General features: G+C 73.1%; 19 protein-coding genes. 5 read left to right on the forward strand and 14 right to left on the reverse strand.

Going from position 1 to position 19,035, the window contains the following annotated elements:
- Positions 1 to 18: 18 nt before the first annotated feature.
- Positions 19 to 969, reverse strand: a complete 951-nt coding sequence (locus tag VKK44_RS03020; RefSeq protein WP_281937750.1) for a diacylglycerol/lipid kinase family protein — start codon at positions 967 to 969, stop codon at positions 19 to 21.
- Positions 970 to 1,012: 43 nt separating this feature from the next.
- Between VKK44_RS03020 and VKK44_RS03025 the strand changes: the two genes are divergently transcribed.
- On the forward strand, positions 1,013 to 1,405 hold the full coding sequence (locus tag VKK44_RS03025; RefSeq protein WP_343445315.1) for a hypothetical protein: 393 nt from the start codon (positions 1,013 to 1,015) through the stop codon (positions 1,403 to 1,405).
- A 27-nt stretch (positions 1,406 to 1,432) separates the two neighbouring features.
- Here the strand turns inward: VKK44_RS03025 and VKK44_RS03030 are convergent, their stop codons facing one another.
- Genes VKK44_RS03030 through sodN form a run of 3 tightly spaced genes read right to left on the reverse strand, consistent with a single transcriptional unit; the run spans position 1,433 to position 2,840 of the window.
- Positions 1,433 to 1,840: an ATP-binding protein gene (locus VKK44_RS03030; RefSeq protein WP_107160976.1), complete on the reverse strand. Its 408-nt coding sequence runs from the start codon at positions 1,838 to 1,840 to the stop codon at positions 1,433 to 1,435.
- A gap of 32 nt (positions 1,841 to 1,872) precedes the next feature.
- Entirely contained in the window at positions 1,873 to 2,439 is a 567-nt protein-coding gene (locus VKK44_RS03035; protein WP_343445316.1) for a GNAT family N-acetyltransferase, read from the reverse strand.
- Positions 2,436 to 2,840, reverse strand: coding sequence for a superoxide dismutase, Ni (gene sodN, locus VKK44_RS03040; protein WP_107160972.1), 405 nt, complete (start codon positions 2,838 to 2,840; stop codon positions 2,436 to 2,438). The genes VKK44_RS03035 and sodN overlap by 4 nt, the downstream gene beginning before the upstream one ends.
- Positions 2,841 to 2,927: 87 nt before the next feature.
- Between sodN and VKK44_RS03045 the strand changes: the two genes are divergently transcribed.
- The 3 genes from VKK44_RS03045 (at position 2,928) to VKK44_RS03055 (ending at position 5,585) form a co-directional block, all read left to right on the forward strand.
- Positions 2,928 to 3,230: a S24 family peptidase gene (locus tag VKK44_RS03045; RefSeq protein ID WP_343445317.1), complete on the forward strand. Its 303-nt coding sequence runs from the start codon at positions 2,928 to 2,930 to the stop codon at positions 3,228 to 3,230.
- A gap of 151 nt (positions 3,231 to 3,381) precedes the next feature.
- Positions 3,382 to 4,557 (forward strand): NAD(P)-dependent malic enzyme, encoded by a 1,176-nt coding sequence (locus VKK44_RS03050; RefSeq protein ID WP_343445318.1) that lies wholly within the window; start codon positions 3,382 to 3,384, stop codon positions 4,555 to 4,557.
- 65 nt (positions 4,558 to 4,622) lie between these two features.
- Complete coding sequence (locus tag VKK44_RS03055; RefSeq protein ID WP_343445319.1) at positions 4,623 to 5,585, forward strand: zinc-binding dehydrogenase; 963 nt, start codon at positions 4,623 to 4,625, stop codon at positions 5,583 to 5,585.
- Between the two features lie 13 nt (positions 5,586 to 5,598).
- Here VKK44_RS03055 and VKK44_RS03060 read toward each other — a convergent pair whose 3' ends face one another.
- The 3 genes from VKK44_RS03060 to VKK44_RS03070 form a co-directional block, all read right to left on the reverse strand.
- On the reverse strand, positions 5,599 to 6,564 hold the full coding sequence (locus VKK44_RS03060; protein WP_343445320.1) for an alpha/beta hydrolase family protein: 966 nt from the start codon (positions 6,562 to 6,564) through the stop codon (positions 5,599 to 5,601).
- 99 nt (positions 6,565 to 6,663) lie between these two features.
- A complete protein-coding gene (locus VKK44_RS03065) occupies positions 6,664 to 7,197 on the reverse strand; it encodes a nucleotidyltransferase domain-containing protein (RefSeq protein WP_343445321.1) in 534 nt (177 codons plus the stop codon).
- Between the two features lie 126 nt (positions 7,198 to 7,323).
- A complete protein-coding gene (locus VKK44_RS03070; RefSeq protein ID WP_343445322.1) occupies positions 7,324 to 8,382 on the reverse strand; it encodes an alpha/beta hydrolase family protein in 1,059 nt (352 codons plus the stop codon).
- Positions 8,383 to 8,611: 229 nt separating this feature from the next.
- Between VKK44_RS03070 and VKK44_RS03075 the strand changes: the two genes are divergently transcribed.
- Complete coding sequence (locus tag VKK44_RS03075; RefSeq protein WP_343445323.1) at positions 8,612 to 8,785, forward strand: hypothetical protein; 174 nt, start codon at positions 8,612 to 8,614, stop codon at positions 8,783 to 8,785.
- A 101-nt stretch (positions 8,786 to 8,886) separates the two neighbouring features.
- On the opposite strand, the gene VKK44_RS03080 is transcribed toward VKK44_RS03075, so the two are convergent.
- The 7 genes from VKK44_RS03080 to VKK44_RS03110 form a co-directional block, all read right to left on the reverse strand.
- Positions 8,887 to 9,999, reverse strand: a complete 1,113-nt coding sequence (locus VKK44_RS03080; protein WP_343445324.1) for an acetate/propionate family kinase — start codon at positions 9,997 to 9,999, stop codon at positions 8,887 to 8,889.
- Complete coding sequence (gene pta / locus VKK44_RS03085; RefSeq protein WP_343445325.1) at positions 9,996 to 12,065, reverse strand: phosphate acetyltransferase; 2,070 nt, start codon at positions 12,063 to 12,065, stop codon at positions 9,996 to 9,998. The genes VKK44_RS03080 and pta overlap by 4 nt, the downstream gene beginning before the upstream one ends.
- 88 nt (positions 12,066 to 12,153) lie before the next feature.
- Entirely contained in the window at positions 12,154 to 12,849 is a 696-nt protein-coding gene (locus tag VKK44_RS03090; protein WP_343445326.1) for a DUF998 domain-containing protein, read from the reverse strand.
- A 47-nt stretch (positions 12,850 to 12,896) separates the two neighbouring features.
- On the reverse strand, positions 12,897 to 13,076 hold the full coding sequence (locus tag VKK44_RS03095) for a DUF6104 family protein (RefSeq protein WP_089009804.1): 180 nt from the start codon (positions 13,074 to 13,076) through the stop codon (positions 12,897 to 12,899).
- A 65-nt stretch (positions 13,077 to 13,141) separates the two neighbouring features.
- Positions 13,142 to 16,888 carry a multifunctional oxoglutarate decarboxylase/oxoglutarate dehydrogenase thiamine pyrophosphate-binding subunit/dihydrolipoyllysine-residue succinyltransferase subunit gene (locus VKK44_RS03100; protein WP_343445327.1) on the reverse strand — a complete coding sequence of 1,249 codons (3,747 nt, stop codon included), beginning with the start codon at positions 16,886 to 16,888 and terminating at the stop codon, positions 13,142 to 13,144.
- A gap of 257 nt (positions 16,889 to 17,145) precedes the next feature.
- Entirely contained in the window at positions 17,146 to 17,970 is an 825-nt protein-coding gene (locus tag VKK44_RS03105; RefSeq protein WP_343445328.1) for an ABC transporter permease, read from the reverse strand.
- Positions 17,967 to 18,908 carry an ABC transporter ATP-binding protein gene (locus VKK44_RS03110; protein ID WP_458351598.1) on the reverse strand — a complete coding sequence of 314 codons (942 nt, stop codon included), beginning with the start codon at positions 18,906 to 18,908 and terminating at the stop codon, positions 17,967 to 17,969. Before VKK44_RS03110 ends, VKK44_RS03105 begins: the two co-directional genes overlap by 4 nt.
- Between the last annotated feature and the right edge of the window lie 127 nt (positions 18,909 to 19,035).

Raw genomic sequence — 19,035 nt, forward strand, 5'->3', positions numbered from 1 at the left:
GACGGGGATACCCGAGGCCTAGCAGATTACTCTCAGTGCGGCGGGTACGGAGGTGAATCTGACTTTTTCCCGCTCGCCGAGGTAGTCCCCGTCCAACTGGAACGGCAACGGACGCGCCGTGAGCAGCGTGAACTCCGACAGGTCATGCAGTCGCAGCACCTGCTTGCCATGCGGATCGGGCTGCCGGGAGAAGAATTGCGTCACTGTCCGTGCCGTGCTGGCCACCTTGAGCTGTCGCAGGGCGAGCACGTCCAGCCCGAGGTCGAACGACGCCTCCGGGTTCGGGTTGATCTCGCGGTCGCCGAGATAGGTCCACGGCGCGGTGTTCTGGATGATGGCCGTGGACAGTTCCGTCGCCGGCGCCTCACCCGGCCGCTCCAGCGTGATCGACGGGTGGCGGCGGTCCGAGCCGACGAAGTACTGGCTCGCGGTGGACCGGAAGTAGAGCGCCGGGGTGGACACCCGGCCCCGTTTGCGGGCCTGCTCCACCCGGCGGATGACGGCCGCGTCCAGCCCGAAGCCCGCGCAGAACGTGAAGTAGCGGTCGTCCGCCCGGCCCAGCCCGATCGTGCGGGACCGGCCCAGGCGCAACCCCTCCAGGATCATGCTGGTGCCGTCCGGCCACTCCCGCGGCAGCCCGAGCGCGCGGGCGAAGACGTTCGTCGAACCACCCGGCACGGTGGCCAGCGCCGGCAGCCGCTCGGCCGAGGTCGGCCCGGTGCGGAACGTCGGCGGCTCCGCCGCCATCAACCCGTTGACCACCTCGTTGACGGTGCCGTCGCCGCCGAGCGTGACCACCAGGTCGACGCCCTCCTGGGCGGCCTCCCGGGCCAGATCCATGGCGTGGCCCCGCCGGCGGGTGTAGCGCACCGACAGGTCGACTTCACTGCGCAGCGCCCGGACCAGCACGTCCCGGCTGCGCTCACTCGTGGTGGTGGCCTTCGGATTGACCACCAGGACGGCCCGCATGGGCGGCACATTACCGCGCCTACCCACCGGTATCGTGGCGGCCGTGACGATCGACTCGGACCCGGCCCCCGGCCCGCTCCGCGCGGCGGTGCTCCTGCTGCGCGCCGAGGCGGTGGCGCTCGGGCTGGTCGCGGTGTGGCTGATCTGGTCCGACCTCACCGCCCGCACCACCGACCTCACCTCCGCGCTGCTGATCACCGCGTTCGCGGTGGCCGGGGCCGTCGTGCTCTGGGCGCTCGGCGGCGCGCTGTCCCGGCGCCGGTCCGGCGCCCGCGCGCCGGCCATCGTGCTCCAGCTCATGCTGCTGCCGATCGGGTGGTACATGATCTCCGGCGGCCTGGGCTGGCTCGGACTGCCGCTGATGGCGCTCGGGATCGGCACGGTCGCGCTGCTGGTGAGCGGTCCCACCAACCGGGCGCTCGGCTTCGGTCCGTAGCCGCCGGGGCCGGCCGGGCGCGGGCGCTCAGTAGCCGCCGGCGCGGCGGGTCAGCAGCGAGATGGTGGCGCGACCGTCGACCGCCTTGGCGCCGGCCCCGGTGGTCAGCGCCGTGAGCACCTTCCACGCGAAGGACGACTCGGACGGCAGCGTGGCGCCCCGCACGGTCGGCACGGTCACCTCGACGGTGAGCGCGTCCTCGGTGACCGCGAAGCGGCACTCCAGCTCGGCGTCGCGGGTGGCGATCGCGAGCAGCATGGCGCACGCCTCGTCGACCGCGATGCGCAGGTCCTCGATCTCGTCGAGGGCGAACTGGAGCCGGGCCGCGAGGCCGGCCGTGGCGGTGCGGAGCACGCCGAGGTAACCACCGTCGGCGGGCACGGTGAGGTGCACGACGTCGTCGTCCGTCGTCGGCTGCCCGGTCAGTTGAGTCACGCCTCATCCCCCCGGTGCGGGACTCTACCCGGTCAGGCGGCCGGGCGCGTGGGCGCGGGCGTCACCTGCGCGGCGAGATCGCGCAACGCGGCCCCGGCCAGCCGGTACGGCGTCCACTCGTCCATCGGGGTGGCCCCGATCGCGGCGTAGAACCGGGCCGCCGGATTCCAGTGGAGCATCCACCAGTCGAGCCGTTGGTAGCCGCGCTCCACACAGATCGCGGCCAGCGTGGCCAGCAGTCGCCGGCCGGCGCCGGTGCCCCGGGCGTCCGGGCGGACGTAGAGGTCCTCCAGGTAGATGCCGTGCACGCCGGCCCAGGTGGAGAAGTTGAGGAACCAGAGCGCGAAGCCCACCGGCTGGTCCGCCGCGTCCACCGCGACGTGCCCGAACAGCGCCGGCGTGCGCCCGCCCGGCGGGTCCGGGGCCGCGCCGCCACCCGGAGCGCCCGGGAAGAGCGCCGCGTGGAGCTGTCCGGTGGTGAGGTGGCACTGCTCCGGGGCGCGCTCGTACTCGGCGAGCTCGTGCACCATGGCGACGACGGCCGGTACGTCCTCGGGACGTACCGGCCGGATCGTCGGTGCGGCGACAGGCGAGGTCACGCCTGCTTGGTCTCCCAGAAGATCTTGGAGATCTCGTCGATCTTCGAGAGCAGCTCGTCGGCCTTGGCCGGGTCGGTGCCGCCCTTGGCGCCGGCCGCACCGGCCAGCTTGGTGGCCTCGTTGAAGAGCTGGTGCAGATGCGGGTACTTCTCGAAGTGCGCAGGCTTGAAGTAGTCGGTCCAGAGCACCCACAGGTGGTGCTTGACCAGGTCGGCCCGCTGCTCCTTGATCAGGATGGCGCGGGTGCGGAACTCCGGGTCGGTGTTCGCCTGGTACTTCTCGCAGATCATTTTGACCGATTCGGCCTCGATCCGGGCCTGGGCCGGGTCGTAGACGCCGCAGGGCAGGTCACAGTGGGCGCTGGCGGTCACCCGGGGCGTGAGGATGCGAGGAAGGCGCATCAGGGTCCTCCATGGGATGTTTGCGATGATCCAAGACGACATTACTCCTGGAGATGCTTTCCGGCGGGCGGGAGGTGAAACCCCGTGATGCCCGTGCTGATCACCGGCCCGTCCATGTCCCCGACGCTGCGCCACGGCGACGCGGTGCTGGTCCGCACCGGTGGACGACCGGTCCGCGCCGGCGACGTGGTGGTTGCGGTCTTCCGCAGCCGCCCGGACCTGCTGGTGGTGAAGCGCGCGGTCGAGCCGCGCGACGGCGGCTGGTGGCTGCGCGGCGACAACGACCTGGTCACCGACGACTCCCGGGCCTACGGGGTGGCCGACGTCCGGGGCCGGGTGGTGGCGCGATGGTGGCCGCGTCCGGGATGGATCAGGGGCCGGCAGGGGTAGCCATGAATATGACCCCGCTCACATCCTGGTAGCCGGTGCGTGACTATGCTCGGAAAGTGCCCGGGTGACCCCCGCACCGCCGCCCCGCCGGTCGCTGACCACCGCTGACCGCGCCGGCCGGTCCGTCTGCTCGACAGATCCTGGAGTCACCATGTCTGCGTCCACCCCGGACCCCGCTGATCCCGTCTTCCGGCTCCACCTCGGCGGCAAGATGGCCGTCGCCTCCACCGTGCCGCTGACCAGCCGGGAGGACCTCTCCCTGGCGTACACCCCGGGGGTCGCCCGGGTCTGCGAGGCGATCGCCGCCGACCCCGACCTCGCCGACACCTACACCTGGGTGTCGCACACCGTCGCCGTGGTCACCGACGGCTCCGCCGTGCTCGGTCTGGGCAACATCGGCCCGCGCGCCGCGCTGCCCGTGATGGAGGGCAAGGCGGTGCTGTTCAAGCAGTTCGGCGGCGTGGACGCGGTCCCGGTCTGCCTGGACACCCAGGACGTGGACGAGATCGTCGCGGCGGTCCGGGCGATCGCGCCCTCGTTCGGCGGCATCAACCTGGAGGACATCAGCGCGCCGCGCTGCTTCGAGGTGGAGCGCCGGCTGGACGAGGCGCTCGACATCCCGGTCTTCCACGACGACCAGCACGGCACCGCGATCGTGGTGCTGGCCGCGCTGCGCAACGCGGCGACGCTGCTCAACCGCAAGCTCGGTGACCTGCGGGTGACGGTCAGCGGCGCCGGCGCGGCCGGCGTGGCGGTCACGAAGATGCTGATCGCCGGCGGCGTCGACCCGGCCCGGGTGGTGGTCTGCGACTCGCGCGGCATCATCGGCCGGCACCGCGAGCTGACCGGCACCAAGGCCGAACTGGCCGAGCTGACCAACGCCGAGGGCCGCCACGGCGACGTCACCGAGGCGCTGCGGGGCGCGGACGTGCTGGTCGGTGTCTCCGGCGGTCAGATCCCGGAGGCGGCGGTGGCCGGCATGGCCCCCGGCGGCATCGTCTTCGCGCTGGCCAACCCCACCCCGGAGGTGCACCCTGAGGTGGCCGCCCGGCACGTCGCGGTGGTCGCCACCGGCCGCAGCGACTATCCCAACCAGATCAACAACGTGCTCGCCTTCCCGGGCGTGTTCCGGGGCGCGCTGGACGCCGGGGCCACCCGCGTCACCGACGCGATGAAGGTGGCCGCCGCCGACGCCATCGCGGGCGTGGTGGCCGGATCGCTGACCGCGGACGCGATCGTGCCGTCCCCGCTGGACCCGCGGGTCGCCCCGGCGGTGGCCGAGGCGGTCGCCGAAGCCGCCCGCCGCGACGGGGTCGCCCGCCGCTGAGGTGCAAGGAGGGGCCCCTTCCGCATAGGAAGGGCCCCTTCTTAACGCCCGCTCAGCTTGTTACCGTGCCGATCATGCGTGCTGCCTATGCCTCGGCCTTCGACGCCGACAAACCGCTCGCCGCGCTCGCCGTCGGCGACCGTCCCGAGCCGGTCCACCCGCAGGACGACTGGGTCACCGTGCGCGTGCGGGCCAGCTCGCTCAACCACCACGACCTCTGGTCGCTGCGTGGCGTGGGCCTGACCGCCGACCAGCTCCCGATGATCCTCGGCTGCGACGCGGTCGGCACCGACCCGGACGGCAACGAGGTGGTCATCTACCCGGTGGTGCCCACCCCGGGCGACCCGCGTGGCGTCTCCATCCTCTCCGAGCACTTCCCGGGCACGTTCGCCGAGCTGGTCGCCGTACCCCGGATGAACCTGCTGCCGCTGCCCGACGGCCTGTCGGCCACCGACGCGGCGTGCCTGCCCACGGCCTGGCTCACCGCGTGGCGGATGCTCACCACCAAGGGCCGGGTCGCCGACGGCGAGTCGGTGCTGGTCCAGGGCGCCGGCGGCGGCGTGGCCACCGCGGCGGTCGCGCTCGGCGTCGCGCTCGGCAAGCGGGTGTACGCGACCAGCCGCGACGCCGCCAAGCGGGAGCGGATCACCGAGCTGGGCGCCACCGCGCTGGAGCCCGGCGCGCGCCTGCCGGAGCGGGTCGACGTGGTGGTCGAGACGGTCGGCGCGGCCACGTTCGACCACTCGCTGAAGTCGGCCGCGCCGATGGCCCGGATCGTGGTCTCCGGCGCGACCGCCGGGCACGAGCCCAAGGTCAACCTGCGCCGGGTCTTCGCCATGCAGTTGGAGATCCTCGGCACGTCCATGGGCACCCCGGACGAGCTGACCGAGCTGCTCGCGTTCTGCGCCGAGCACGGGGTCCGGCCGGTGGTGGACCGGGTGGTGCCGTTCAGCGACATCTCCGACGCGTTCGCCCGGCTGCACTCCGGCGAGGTCTTCGGCAAGGTGGTCGTCGACCACACCGCCTGAGCGGGGCGTCGCGCTACAGCCGGTCGTCCAGGGTGGCCACGCCACCCCGGGCGGCGTCGGCGGGAAGGCGCTCCTTCGCGGCCGGGTCGCCGTAGAGGGTCCAGCGCAGGAACTCGACGGTGGTGTCGGCGACCACCCGCAGCGCCTTCCCGTCGCCGAGCAGCGCCCGGCCGTGGTCGCCCTTCGGCAGGCTGAGCATGGCCTTGGGCCACGGCACCGCGTCGAAGACGGCCCGGCCCGCCGCGTACGACACCACCTCGTCCGCCTCACCGTGCACGAACAGCTGCGGTGCGGCGGCGCCGGCGAACCCGGTGCCCACCCCGAGCGCCGTGCCGGCGAAGACGATGCCCGCGTCCAGCCGCTCGTCCCGGCCGGTGGTGAACAGCCCGATGGTGGTCACCCCGCCGGCGCTGTGCCCGGTCGCGGCCACCCGGTCCGGGTCCAGCCGGCCCCGCAGCGGATCGCCCGCCGTACCGTCGAGCGCGAGCATGCGGCTCAGCACGTACGACACGTCGGCCGGCTGGTTGAGCACGTCGAGCGGGTTGCCGTCGGCCCCCCGGGAGGTGTGCGGGAAGCGCGGCGCGGCCACCACGAACCCGGCCGCCGCCCAGCGCGTCAGCAACACCTGGTAGTCCTCCGGCCGGGCACCCAGCCCGTGACTGAACACCACCACCGGGAACCGGCCGGCCGCCGCCGGGACGGACCGCTCCGCCGCTCCGCCGGCCGGACCCGCCGCCGGGTACCAGAGCGACACCGGCAACGGCCGGTCGCCGTCGCGGTTCAGCTTCAGTTGGCGTACGCCGACCGCGAAGCTCTTCGCGGGCGCCTTGCCGGCGGGCACCCGGGGGGTCGGGGTGGCGCTCTTCGGGGAGATGTCGGGGGCGGGCCGCCCGGCCGGGGCGGTCGGCTCCGAGCAGCCGGCCAGACCGGCGCCGAGCAGGGCGGCGGCGGTGGCCAGGGCGACGGGACGAGGGCGCATGACCTCGATTGTGCCTCGGGTCAGCGGGCCACCGGGCGGGTAGGGAGGGGTCCCCGCTCAACACCTGGGGCGGGCGGCGAGTGGCGGGCGGTGGCCGGGTCAGCCCGCCGGAGGGCCGCCGACCGATGCCCGGAGGCGGGCCAGGTCGGCGGCGTCCTTCGCACGACGGGGCCGTGCCGGCATCCAGACCGGGAACATCTCCTTGAACTCGATCTGCGCGGTGACACTGATCACCGGTGCGGTGCGCGACCCGATCCGGCCGGCCGGCGCGTCGAGCATCCCCGCCGGCAGGGGCGTGCCGGCCCAGGGCCCGGCGCCGACCACCACCCGGCCCGCGTCGTCCCGCTCCAGGTAGGCGAAGCTCAACTCGACATCGCCCCGGAGCAGGTCGAGCTGCTGCGCGGTCGGCATCCGAGGATCGGGTCGCCAGCCCTGCCCACCGAGCCGGACAGCCAGCCGCTCGGCGTCGCGCCGCCAGCAGTACCAGTCGACGTCGACGTGCGGCCGGCTCACGGCGCCGAGGTGGAAGTCCATCGCCCAGCCGCCGCGCAGCCACACCTCGATGTCGTCCGCGTCGGCCAGTTCAACCACCTCGCGGATCGCACCCAGTTGCCGCTCCGTCAGCCCGTCCACCTGCCCGAACCTACCCTGCCCACCCCGCCCGCTCTCCCGGGCGCCGACACCCGGTGATCAAGGAGTTGGCGTCGGCGGTGGTCAGCCCGGGTGACCCGAACTCCTTGATCATCGAGACAGGGGCGGTCAGGTGGGGAGGGCGCGGGTGGTGAGGGTGGTGACGCCGGGGGTGGTGGCGTCGGCGGGGAGGCGACGCAGGGCGGCCCGGTCGGCGTAGAGCGTCCAGCGAAGGAAGTCCGTGGTGGTCGCGAGCACCTCGGTGAAGCCGGGGCGGCCCGGGTTCAGGTACTCGCCGTGGCCCTGACCGGGCAGGCTGAGGAAGGCGGCCGGCCCGAGGCAGCGGGCGTACGCGGCCCGGCCGACCGACTCCGGCACGATCCGGTCGGCGGCGCCGTGCACGAACAGCATCGGCACCGCCGGTCGCGCGCGACCGGCGACCGGCCGGCCACCGGCGATCACGATCCCGGCCCGCAGCGGGGACGGTCGCCCGGAGACGAACATGCCGAGCGTGGTGTGACCACCGGCCGAGTGCCCGGCGGCGGCGAACCGGTCCACGGCCAGGTGCGCGCCGAGCGGGTCACCGGGGCGGGCGCCCAGGCGGACCAGGTGACCGACCAGTCGCCGGGCGTCGGCCGGCTGGTTGCGGACGTCGTCGCGGGTGAAGGCGCGGGCGCGCAGGTTGGTCCGGGGGTAGGTGGGCGCCGCCACCACGAAACCGGCGGCGGCCCAGCGGGTGGTGAGCTGCGCGTGCAGCGCGGGCAGGCTGCGCAGGCCGTGGCTGAAGACGACCACCGGGAACCGCCCGGCGGCCACCGGCGCCCGCGCCCGGACGATCGGCCCGGCCGCCGTGCCGGGGCTCGGTGGGACGGCCGCCCGATCCCGTCCGGAGGGGTCGGGGAAGCGCGGTCCGGGGGAGCGCGGTCCCGGGGTGCCGGCGGGGCGCGGCGTGGCGGGGAGGGCGGTGACCGGGCCGGGGAAGGCGGACGGGTCCACCGGGTACCAGACGGTGACCGGCAGGGGACGGGGGCCGTCCGGGTCGACGGTGAACTGCCGCATCCCCACCGCGTACGGGCGCTCCGGGGCGGTCCGGACGCCGGCCGGGACCGGGCCGGTGGTGGCGACGGCCGACCCGCAGCCGGCCAGCAGCGCCGTCGTCAACACGGCCACCAGCCGCCGCCCCGTCATGCCTGCACGGTAGGCAGCCGAGCGGGCCGACCGCGCCCGCCGTCCGGGCGGCTGCCCCCGCCACCCGGCCGGGCCACGCCTCCACCACCCGGCCGGGCCACGCCTCCACCACCCGGCCGGGCCACGCCTCCACCACCCGGCCGGGGTTTGCCCGACCCGGCCGCCCGTGCCCGCCGGCTCCGGCCCGGCGGGACACTGGTGGGCGGTGGGCTTCGCTAGGGTCACCCGCATGGCTGAGAACTACACCGACCCCAGCGGCAACACCGCGCAGTTCCGCGCCTTCGTGGACACGCCCGAGCCGGCCGTGGCGGCGCCCGCGCCGTCCCGGTTGCCGTTGATCGCCGGCCTCGCCGTCGCCGCCGTGGTGGTCGTCGCCCTGGTCGCCTGGGTCGCCCTGGGCTGACCCCGGTCCACGGCCGGCGAGCGCTCCGCCGCCGGCACGTCGTGGCGGCGTCGGACGCGCCGGGTCAACGCCCCCTCTCCCCGAGGTGGCGTCGATAGCGGTCAGGCGGCGAGCACCTCGCGGGTCTCCCGGGCGATCTCCCGCTCCTCGTCGGTGCCGACCACGAGCACCGCGACCTCGGCGCCGGCCGGCGAGATCAGCCGATCACCGGCGTCGTCGTTGCGGGCCGGGTCGACGGCGATGCCGAGCCGGTCCAGGCCGGCCAGCGACGCGGCCCGCACTCCGGCGGCGCGCTCACCGACCCCGGCGGTGAACGCGATCGCGTCGACACGCCCGAGCAGCGCGTAGTACGCGCCCACGTAGCCGGTGATCCGCCGGCAGTAGACGTCGAACGCCAGCGTCGCCGCCGGGTCGCCGGCGTCGCGGCGGGCCAGCACCTCCCGCATGTCGTTGACACCGGTCAGCCCGAGCAGGCCGCTGCGGTGGTTGAGCAGGTCGTCGATCTCGTCCACGCCCATCCCCGCCTCGCGGCGCAGGTGGAAGATGACGGTCGGGTCGAGGTCGCCGCTGCGGGTGCCCATCACCAGGCCCTCCAGCGGGGACATGCCCATCGAGGTGGCCACGCTCCGACCACCCCGCACCGCGCAGGCGCTCGCCCCGTTGCCCAGGTGCAGCGTGATGGTGTTCAGCTCGGCGTACGGCCGGTCGAGCAGTTCGGCGGTCCGCCGCGACACGTACGCGTGCGAGGTGCCGTGAAAACCGTAGCGGCGTATGTCGTACCGCTCGGCGGTCGCCCGGTCGATCGCGTACGTGGCGGCGGCCTCGGGCAGCGTGTGGTGGAAGGCGGTGTCGAAGACGGCCACCTGCGGGGTGTCCGGCAGCGCCTCCCGGGCCACCCGGATGCCGGCCAGGTTGGCCGGGTTGTGCAGCGGGGCCAGCGGGACGAGGTCCTCGATCCCGGCGACGACCGCGTCGTCGATCAGCACCGGGGCGCTGAACCGCCGTCCGCCGTGCACCACCCGGTGCCCGACGCCGGCCAGCCCGTCGAGGTCGAGCCGCTCGATGATCTCCCGGACCGCGCTCTCGTGGTCGGCCGGCCCGCCGCCCGGCTCGCCGACCCGCTCCACGGTGCCCCTGTCGCGCACGTCGTCGCCGTCGTACAGCCGGTACTTGACCGACGAGGATCCGCTGTTGAGGACCAGGATGCGGCTCATTCCGACGCCTCCGTGGCGGCCTGGATGGCGGTGATCGCCACCGTGTTGACGATGTCCGGCACGGTCGCGCCCCGGGACAGGTCGTTTACCGGCCGGCGCAGGCCCTGCATGACCGGGCCGACCGCCACCGCGCCGGCCGAGCGCTGCACCGCCTTGTACGTGTTGTTGCCGGTGTTCAGGTCCGGGAAGATGAACACGGTGGCCCGACCCGCCACCGGGCTGTCCGGCAGTTTGGTGGCGGCCACCTGCGGGTCGATCGCCGCGTCGTACTGGATCGGACCCTCGACCAGCAGGTCCGGCCGCCGTTCCCGGACCAGCTTCGTGGCCGCCGCGACCTTCTCCACGTCCGCGCCGGCGCCGGAGCTGCCGGTGGAGTACGACAGCATCGCCACCCGCGGCTCGATGCCGAACCGGGCCGCGGTGTCGGCCGAGGAGATGGCGATGTCGGCGAGCTGGGCGGCGTCCGGGTCGGGGTTGACCGCGCAGTCGCCGTAGACCAGCACCCGGTCGGCGAGCAGCATGAAGAAGACGCTTGACGCGACCGAGACGCCGGGCACGGTCCGGATGATCTCGAAGGCCGGCCGGATGGTGGCGGCCGTGGTATGGGTGGCGCCGGAAACCATGCCGTCGGCGCGGCCGGCCTCCACCATCATGGTGCCGAAGTAGTTGGGCTGCGCCACGATGTCGTACGCCAGCTCCGGCGTCATGCCCCGGTGGGCGCGCAGCTTCGCGTACGCGGTGGCGAACTCGTCGCGCCACTCGCTGGTCGCCGGGTCGACGAGCTGCGCGTCGCCGACGTCGACGCCCAGCTCGCGGGTCCGCCGGGCGATCTCGTCCGGCCGGCCGAGCAGCGTCAGCTCGGCGACGCCGCGGCGCAGCAGCACCTCCGCCGCCCGCAGGATGCGCTCCTCGGCGCCCTCGGGCAGCACCAGCCGGCGGCGTCGCGCCCGCGCCCGGTCGATCAGGTCGTTCTCGAACATCAGCGGGGTGACCCGCGCGGAGCGGGTGACCCGGAGCCGGGCGGCCAGGTCGTCGGTGTCCACGCAGCGCTCGAACGCGCCCAGGGCCGCCTCGACCTTGCGCGGGTTGGCGGTGCTGGGGCGGCCCTCGATCCGGCTGGACGCCTCGACCGTGTCGTAGCTGTCGCTGGTCACCGAGAGCACCGCCAGCCCGGTGTTCATCCGCTCGACCAGCCGCATGGCGCGCGGGTCGGGCTGCTCGCCGAGCGTGAGCACCAGCCCGGCCAGCGACACCTGCCCGGCCACGTGCGCGGCGCCGGCGGCGACCAGCAGGTCGGCCCGGTCACCGGGGGTGATCACCAGCGCGCCGTCGGTGAGGTGGTCCAGCAGCGTCGGCACGTGCGCCGCGCCGACCACGTAGTCGAGCACGTCGCGGTCCAGCGCGGCCCGGTCGCCGGCGAGCCGGGTGGCGTCGAGCGCGGTCGCCACCTCGGCCACCGTCGGCGCCGACACGGTCGGCACCTCCGGGATCGCGTACGCGGGGACCGGCAGCTCGGGCAGCGTCATCGGGCCGGGCACCCGGTTGGCGACCACCGCCACCACTGTCGCGCCGAGGTCGGCCAGATCGTGGTACGCGCCGCGCATCGCCGCCGCAATGGCCTCGGGCGGCTGGTCGAACCCGTCCACCACGGGCACCACGACGCTGCCGAACTCGATCGCCAGGCGGGCGTTGAAGGCCAGCTCGCGGGGGCCGGCGCCGTCTCCGTCGGCGAAGTCGCTGCCGACCACCACGACCGCGGGGCAGCGCCGCTCCACCTCCCGGTAGCGGTTCACGATCGCCGAGATCAGCTCCTCCCGCCGGCCGTTCGTGACCAGCGCGGTGGCCTCGGCGTAGGTGGCGCCGTGCAGCTCGTCGACCGGCAGTTCCACCCGGTAGCGCTCGGTGAGCAGGGCCAGGATCGGGTCCGGGGTGTCACCGCCGGCGACCAGCGGCCGGAACGCGCCGATCCGCTCGACCTGCCGGGACAGCAGCTCGGCCAGGCCGAGCGCCACCGTCGACTTCCCTCCGCCGGACCCCACGCCGGTCAGGTACACGCTGCGCGCCACGACCTCACGCTACAAGATCGCCCATCCCCCCGCCCGGGTCCTTGTCCCCGCCCCCACCCCACCCCCCCGGGGTGTGTGGGGGTGGGGGTTATGCGGGGGTGGGGGAGTGGGGAGTGGGGTCGAGGACGGGGGGTGGTTCGGCGGCGCGCAGGAGCGCGTCGCTCTTCGCCACCCAGGCCGCGCCGAAGGCGAACACGGCGAGCGTCTCGCACCACAGCACCGGCTTGAGCGTGTGCCGGACGTCGGCCGGGAGCTGCGTGCTGGCCAGCGCGAGCGCGACGGCGAGCAGGATGAGCCCGCCGCAGGCCCGGTAGAAGACCTGCGCCGCGCGCCGGGGCGGCACCCCGGCCCGGTCCGGGCGGACGAAGAGCACCAGGCAGAAGACCGCGAGCAGGGCGAAGAGCCCGGCGGCGGCGACCTGGTGCACCAGACCGGCCGTCCGGTCGACCCCGTCGACCGAGGCGGCCGGCGCGCCCGTGGTGGTGGGGAACAGCGCCACCACGATCGCCAGCACGCCGGCGCACGTGCCCAGCACGTCCTCCGGCCGGCGGTAGCGGTAGCTGATCAGGAAGACGCCGACGGCGCACATCGCGCCGACGAAGACGTCCCGCATCTCGGAGTGGTAGTACCCGCTGAGCGAGTCGAGCAGGGTGAGGCGTCGGGTGGCGACGACGTGACCGACCACCAGCACGACCGGCAGCGCGAGACCGACCGATCCGATGCCGAGGCGCAGGTGGCGTACGGTCACCGCGTCCTGCGGTGGCTTGCGGCTCCCAGGTTCCATACCTCAACAGTGGACGTCACGCAGCGGAACTAGTCAAACGCGAACGGTCACTCATCGTCCTCGTCGTCCAGGCGGGCCAGCCAGGTGGCGAACCGCTCGATCGGCGTCTCGAACTCCGGGTTCAGGTCGACGAAGTCGCGCAGTCGCTCGCCCAGCCACTCCAGGCTGACCTGCTCGTCGCCCCGGCGCTCGACCAGCTCCTCGATGCCACGGTCGGTGAAGTACACGGTCGTCCTCTCGTCGTACGGCAGCGGCCCGCCCCGGTGGAGGGACGGGCCGCTTGCGGTGGGTGTCACGGGCGGGGCAGGGCCGCCTCGATCAGCGCGTTCTGCTCGACCTCGTGCATCTTCGCCGAGCCGACCGCCGGGGCGGCGGCGGACGGCCGGGAGATGCGGCGCAGCCGGACCTCGGGCAGGTGCTCCAGCAGGTTGAGCGCCACGAACGACCAGGCGCCCTGGTTGGCCGGCTCCTCCTGGACCCAGGCGAAGTCCTCGGCGTTCGGGTACTGCGCCAGCGCGGCCCGGACCTCGTCGACCGGCAGCGGGTAGAGCTGCTCCATCCGGAGGATCACGGTGTCGGTGACGCCGCGCTCCTGCCGGGCCTGGAACAGGTCGTAGTAGACCTTGCCCGAGCAGAGCAGCACGCGCTTGACCTGCTCCGGCGCCGGGGCGGCGGTGTCGGCCAGCACGGGGGAGAAGGTGCCGGTGGTGAAGTCCTCCACCGGCGACACGCAGAGCTTGTGCCGCAGCAGCGACTTCGGCGTGAACACCACGAGCGGCTTGCGCTTGGGCGACAGGGCCTGGCGACGCAGCAGGTGGAAGTAGTTCGCCGGGGTGGTCGGGATGGCCACCCGCATGTTGTCCTCGGCGCAGAGCTGGAGGAAGCGCTCCGGGCGGCCGGAGGTGTGGTCCGGCCCCTGGCCCTCGTGGCCGTGCGGCAGCAGCAGGGTGATGGCGGAACGCTGGCCCCACTTCACCTCGCCGGAGGAGATGAACTCGTCGATCACCGACTGGGCGCCGTTGACGAAGTCACCGAACTGGGCCTCCCAGGCCACCAGCGCGTCGATGTTCTCCACCGAGTAGCCGTACTCGAAGCCCATGGCGGCGTACTCGGAGAGCAGCGAGTCGTGCACGAAGAAGCGGGACCGCTCGCCGTCGGCGGTGAACGTCTTCAGCGGCAGGTAGTCGTCGCCGGTGCGGGCGTCGACCACCGAGGCGTGCCGCTGGACGAACGTGCCGCGACGCGAGTCCTGCCCGGCGAGCCGGACCGTGACGCCGTCGTGCAGCAGCGCGCCGAACGCGATGATCTCGCCGAAGCCCCAGTCGATGTTGCCCTCGACGGACATCTTCCGGCGCCGCTCCAGCAGCTGCTGGATGCGCTTGTGCGGGGTGAAGCCCTCCGGCAGGTTGACGTGCGCCTCGCCGATCGCCTTCACCACGGAGGCGTCGGTAGCGGTGTCGACCTGCGGCTCCGGCTCCTCCTCCCGCTTCGGGCGGCCGAGCTGCCGCGGCGTGGTGGCCGCGTCCCGGGTGGCCTTGAAGACGCGTTCGAGCTGCGCCTGGTAGTCGCGCAGCAGCTCCTCGGCGTCCTCCACGGTGATGTCGCCGCGCCCGATCAGCTCCTCGGTGTAGAGCTTCCGGACCGACCGCTTCGAGTCAATGATCTTGTACATCTGCGGGTTGGACATCGACGGGTCGTCGCCCTCGTTGTGCCCGCGCCGGCGGTAGCAGACCAGGTCGATCACGACGTCCTTGTTGAACGCCTGCCGGTACTCGAAGGCCAGCCGGGCGACCCGGACCACGGCCTCGGGGTCGTCGCCGTTGACGTGGAAGATCGGCGCCTGGATCATCCGGGCCACGTCGGTGCTGTAGAGGCTGGACCGGCTGTACTCCGGGGCGGTGGTGAAGCCGACCTGGTTGTTGACCACCACGTGCACGGTGCCGCCGGTGCGGTAGCCGCGCAGCTGGGACAGGTTGAGCGTCTCGGCGACCACGCCCTGGCCGGCGAAGGCGGCGTCACCGTGCACCGCCAGCGGCAGCACGGTGTAGCCCTCCAGCTTGAGGTCGATCCGGTCCTGCTTGGCCCGGACGATGCCCTCCAGCACCGGGTCGACGGCCTCCAGGTGCGACGGGTTCGCCACCACCGACACCTTGACCGCGTGGTCGCCGTCCGGCGTGGTGAACTTGCCGTTCTGACCGAGGTGGTACTTCACGTCGCCGGAGCCCTGCGTGGACCGCGGGTCGAGGTGCCCCTCGAACTCGGAGAAGATCTTCTCGTACGGCTTGCCGACGATGTTGGCCAGCACGTTGAGCCGGCCACGGTGGGCCATGCCGATGACGACCTCGTCCAGCCCGGCCTCGGCGGAGGACTCCAGCACCTCGCCGAGCAGCGGGATCAGCGACTCGCCGCCCTCCAGCGAGAAGCGCTTCTGGCCGACGTACTTCGTCTGGAGGAACGTCTCGAACGCCTCGGCCGCGTTGAGCCGGTTGAGCACGTGCTTCTGCTCGTCGGAGCTGGGCTTCTCGTACTTGCGCTCGACCCGCTCCTGGATCCAGCGCCGCTCCTCCGGGTCCTGGATGTGCATGTACTCGATGCCGACCCGGCGGCAGTAGGAGTCCCGCAGCACGCCGAGGATCGAGCGCAGCTTCATCCGCTGCTTGCCGGCGAAGCCGTTGACCGGGAAGACCCGGTCCAGGTCCCACAGCGTGAGCCCGTGCTGGAGCACGTCCAGGTCGGGGTGCTTGCGGATCTCGAACTCGAGCGGGTCGGTGTCGGCCATCAGGTGACCGCGCACCCGGTACGCGTGGATCAGCTCGTGCACCCGCGCGGTCTTGTTGATCTGGCCTTCGCTGTCGACGGCCACGTCGCGCATCCAGCGCACCGGCTCGTACGGGATGCGCAGCGAGGTGAAGATCTCGTCGTAGAAGCCGTGCTCGCCGAGCAGCAGCTCGTGCATCACCTTCAGGAACTCGCCGGACTGCGCGCCCTGGATGATCCGGTGGTCGTACGTGCTGGTCAGCGTGATGACCTTGCTGACCGCGTTCTCCGCCAGGGTGGCCTCGCTCATGCCCTGGTAGGGAGCCGGGTACTCCATCGCGCCGACGCCGATGATGGCGCTCTGCCCCGGCATCAGGCGTGGGATCGAGTGCACCGTGCCGATGCCGCCCGGGTTGGTCAGCGAGATGGTGGTGCCGGAGTAGTCCTCCATGGTCAGCTCGTTGCGGCGGGCGCGCCGGACCACGTCCTCGTACGCCTGCCAGAACTGCCGGAAGTCCATCTGCTCGCAGGCCTTGATGGACGGCACGACCAGGTTGCGGGAGCCGTCCGGCTTGGCCAGGTCGATGGCGATGCCCAGGTTGACGTGCTCCGGCCGGAGCATCGCCGGCTTGCCGTCGACCTCGACGAAGGAGTTGTTCATCTCCGGGTGCTCGATCAGCGCCCGGACCATCGCGTACCCGATCAGGTGGGTGAAGCTGACCTTGCCGCCGCGACCGCGGGCCAGGTGGTTGTTGATCACGATGCGGTTGTCGACCAGCAGCTTCGCCGGGACCGCGCGCACGCTGGTGGCGGTCGGGACGGCGAGCGACGCCTCCATGTTCTGGACGATCTTGGCGGCGACGCCCCGCAGCGGGGTGGTGCCGGCGGCGCTCGCGGCCGGCGCCTTGGCGGCGGCCGGCTTCGCCGGGGCGGCCTTCTTCGCCGGGGCCGGCTCGGGCGTCTTCGCCGCCGGCTTGGCGGCGGGCTTCGCCGGCGCGGGCTCGGCCTTGGCGGGGGCCGGCTGCTCGGTGACCGTGGCGACGGCCTCCTGCTGCTCGGCGGGCTCCGGCCGGGCGGCCGGCTTGGCCGCGGGCTTGGCCTGGCCGTCCGGGCGCGGGGTCGCCGCGCCCGGCGCCGGCCGGTAGTCGGCGAAGAAGTCGTGCCAGGCCGAGTCGACGCTCGACGGGTCGGCGAGGTAGCGCTGGTACATCTCCTCGACGATCCACTCGTTCGGGCCGAAACCCGCCAGTGGGTTCTCCTGCGATGTCTGCTGGGTCGACACGGCCGCTAATCGCCTCTTTCACGCGGTTGTGAATGTCACGCGGTGGGGCCCCGTGCCCGGCACTCCGGCGCACAGGGGACGGATCCCAGGCTACGCCGTGCGATTGCCACCGGCATTCTCGCCTCCGGCTGGTGGCCCGTTTCACAGAAGATGCCAGAAGTTCGGCAAACGCTGCGTGTCCGGTCGACTCCTGCTAGACGGCGACGGCCCCGGCCGGTGACACGGGTCACCGGCCGGGGCCGAGGCGGAACGACGGCTCAGGAGATGTCGCGCCGCCGGATGGTCAGCACGCCGATCACGCCGGTCACCACCGCGTACCCGATCAGCACCGCCGCGCCCGCCCAGCGTGGCGGGTTGCCGGGGATCTCGGCCCCGCTCACCATCAGGCCGGAGGCCAGCGACGGCACCAGCAACTGGAGCTCGTTGATCCAGTCGCCGAAGCGCGACGCCAGCAGGCCGATGGCGATGGCCGCGCCGATGGTGCCGCCCAGGTAGAGCAGGATGCCGGTCACCGTCGCGCCGATCTGGCTGCGGATCAGCACGCCGAGGCCGACGCCGAGCACGGACCAGAGCAGGTAGGCGAGCCCGTTGAGCGCGACCGCGCGCCAGACCGCCCCGCTGCCGAGCTGCGAGCCGACGTCCACCGCGTTCAGGATCAGCGGCGCGAAGATCAGGTTGAGCACCGTGGTGCCGACCCAGAACAGCAGCGCCAGCACGCCGGCCGCGACCAGCTTGGCCAGCATCACCGCCGTGCGGTGCGGCGCGGTGAGGAACGTGGTGGTCACCGTCTGGTGGAAGAACTCGCTGGTCACCACCACGATGCCGAGCAGCATCACGATGAGCAGTCCGAAGAACTGGCCGTTGGTGTAGAGGTTGGCGGCGATGCTGTCGGCGCTGGAGACCGCCTGGATCTGGTCGGCCTGGTCGGCTGGCACGTCACCCACGTTGCCGCTGGTCAGGGCATCGGTCTGCAACCAGTTGAAGCCCAGCGCCAGTGCCCACAGCGGCACGCTGATCAGCCCGAAGACCCACCAGGTGTTGGTGGTACGGATCTTGAGCAACTCGGATCGGACCAGCGTCATCGGATCTCCGCCTTTCCGGCCGTCAGCTCCAGGAAGACCCCTTCGAGGTCGGGACGTTCGGTGGTCAGCTCGTGCAGCTCCACCTTCGCGGCCAGCGCGATCCGCCCCACGGTAGGCGCGTCCACGCCGCTGACCAGCAGCGCGCCGTTCGGGTCGGCCTCGACCGTGGCGGACTGCTCGCGCAGCGCCGCGGCCAGCTCGTCCGCCTGCGGGGTGCGCACCCGGATCCGGGCGCCGTGCGTCATCGAGCCCATCACCTGCTCGACCGGGCCCTGCCGGACCAGCTTGCCGGCCGCGATGATCACCACGTCGTCGGCGAGGAGCTGCATCTCGGAGAGCAGGTGGCTGGAGACCAGCACCGTCCGGCCCTCGGCGGCCAGGCCCTTGAGGAAGCCGCGCATCCAGCGGATGCCCTCCGGGTCCAGGCCGTTGGCCGGCTCGTCCAGGATCAGCACCTGCGGGTTGCCGAGCATCGCGGCGGCGATCCCGAGCCGCTGCTTCATGCCCAGCGAGTAGCCCTTGAACTTGCGCTTCGCCGCCGGGGAGAGCCCGACCAGCGCCAACGCCTCGTCCGCCCGCGACTTCGGCAGACCGGCCGCCGCGCAGATCACCCGCAGGTGGTTGATCCCGGTGCGGCCCTTGTGCGCGCTGGACGCCTCCAGCACCGCGCCGACCGTACGCAGCGGGTCGGTCAGGTCGGCGTACCGGTGGCCGCCGATGGTGGCCGTGCCGGCGGTCGGCGTGACCAGGTTGAGCAACATGCGCAGCGTGGTCGTCTTACCGGCGCCGTTCGGGCCGAGGAAGCCGGTGACCCGGCCCGGCTCGACCGTGAACGACAGGTTGTCGACCGCGCGAACGTTCTTGTATTGCTTGGTCAGGCCGGACACGATGATCTGGCCGGTCCCGGCACTGGGGCGTGGCTGCCCGTCGGACATCATTCTCCTCTCCTGCCCCGGCGCGCTGGACGCACGCCGGTGGGACGCCGTTGCGGGGGCGCCCCGCTCAGCCTTCCAACCCGGCGCAACGGGGTCAATCAGGCGGGATGTGTACGCGCCGTCCTCCTCA

Origin of the sequence: Micromonospora sp. DSM 45708, assembly GCF_039566955.1 — a bacterium.
Lineage (GTDB): Bacteria > Actinomycetota > Actinomycetes > Mycobacteriales > Micromonosporaceae > Micromonospora.

Excerpts from the sequence above, each read along its gene's own strand:
- sodN (WP_107160972.1), bottom strand. The coding sequence starts at position 2,840 with ATGCGCCTTCCTCGCATCCTCACGCCCCGGGTGACCGCCAGCGCCCAC.
- VKK44_RS03090 (WP_343445326.1), bottom strand. The coding sequence starts at position 12,849 with ATGGAACCTGGGAGCCGCAAGCCACCGCAGGACGCGGTGACCGTACGC.
- VKK44_RS03105 (WP_343445328.1), bottom strand. The coding sequence starts at position 17,970 with ATGACGCTGGTCCGATCCGAGTTGCTCAAGATCCGTACCACCAACACC.
- VKK44_RS03045 (WP_343445317.1), top strand. The coding sequence starts at position 2,928 with ATGCCCGTGCTGATCACCGGCCCGTCCATGTCCCCGACGCTGCGCCAC.
- VKK44_RS03060 (WP_343445320.1), bottom strand. The coding sequence starts at position 6,564 with ATGCGCCCTCGTCCCGTCGCCCTGGCCACCGCCGCCGCCCTGCTCGGC.
- VKK44_RS03050 (WP_343445318.1), top strand. The coding sequence starts at position 3,382 with ATGTCTGCGTCCACCCCGGACCCCGCTGATCCCGTCTTCCGGCTCCAC.
- VKK44_RS03080 (WP_343445324.1), bottom strand. The coding sequence starts at position 9,999 with ATGAGCCGCATCCTGGTCCTCAACAGCGGATCCTCGTCGGTCAAGTAC.
- VKK44_RS03075 (WP_343445323.1), top strand. The coding sequence starts at position 8,612 with ATGGCTGAGAACTACACCGACCCCAGCGGCAACACCGCGCAGTTCCGC.
- VKK44_RS03070 (WP_343445322.1), bottom strand. The coding sequence starts at position 8,382 with ATGACGGGGCGGCGGCTGGTGGCCGTGTTGACGACGGCGCTGCTGGCC.
- VKK44_RS03020 (WP_281937750.1), bottom strand. The coding sequence starts at position 969 with ATGCGGGCCGTCCTGGTGGTCAATCCGAAGGCCACCACCACGAGTGAG.
- VKK44_RS03110 (WP_458351598.1), bottom strand. The coding sequence starts at position 18,908 with ATGATGTCCGACGGGCAGCCACGCCCCAGTGCCGGGACCGGCCAGATC.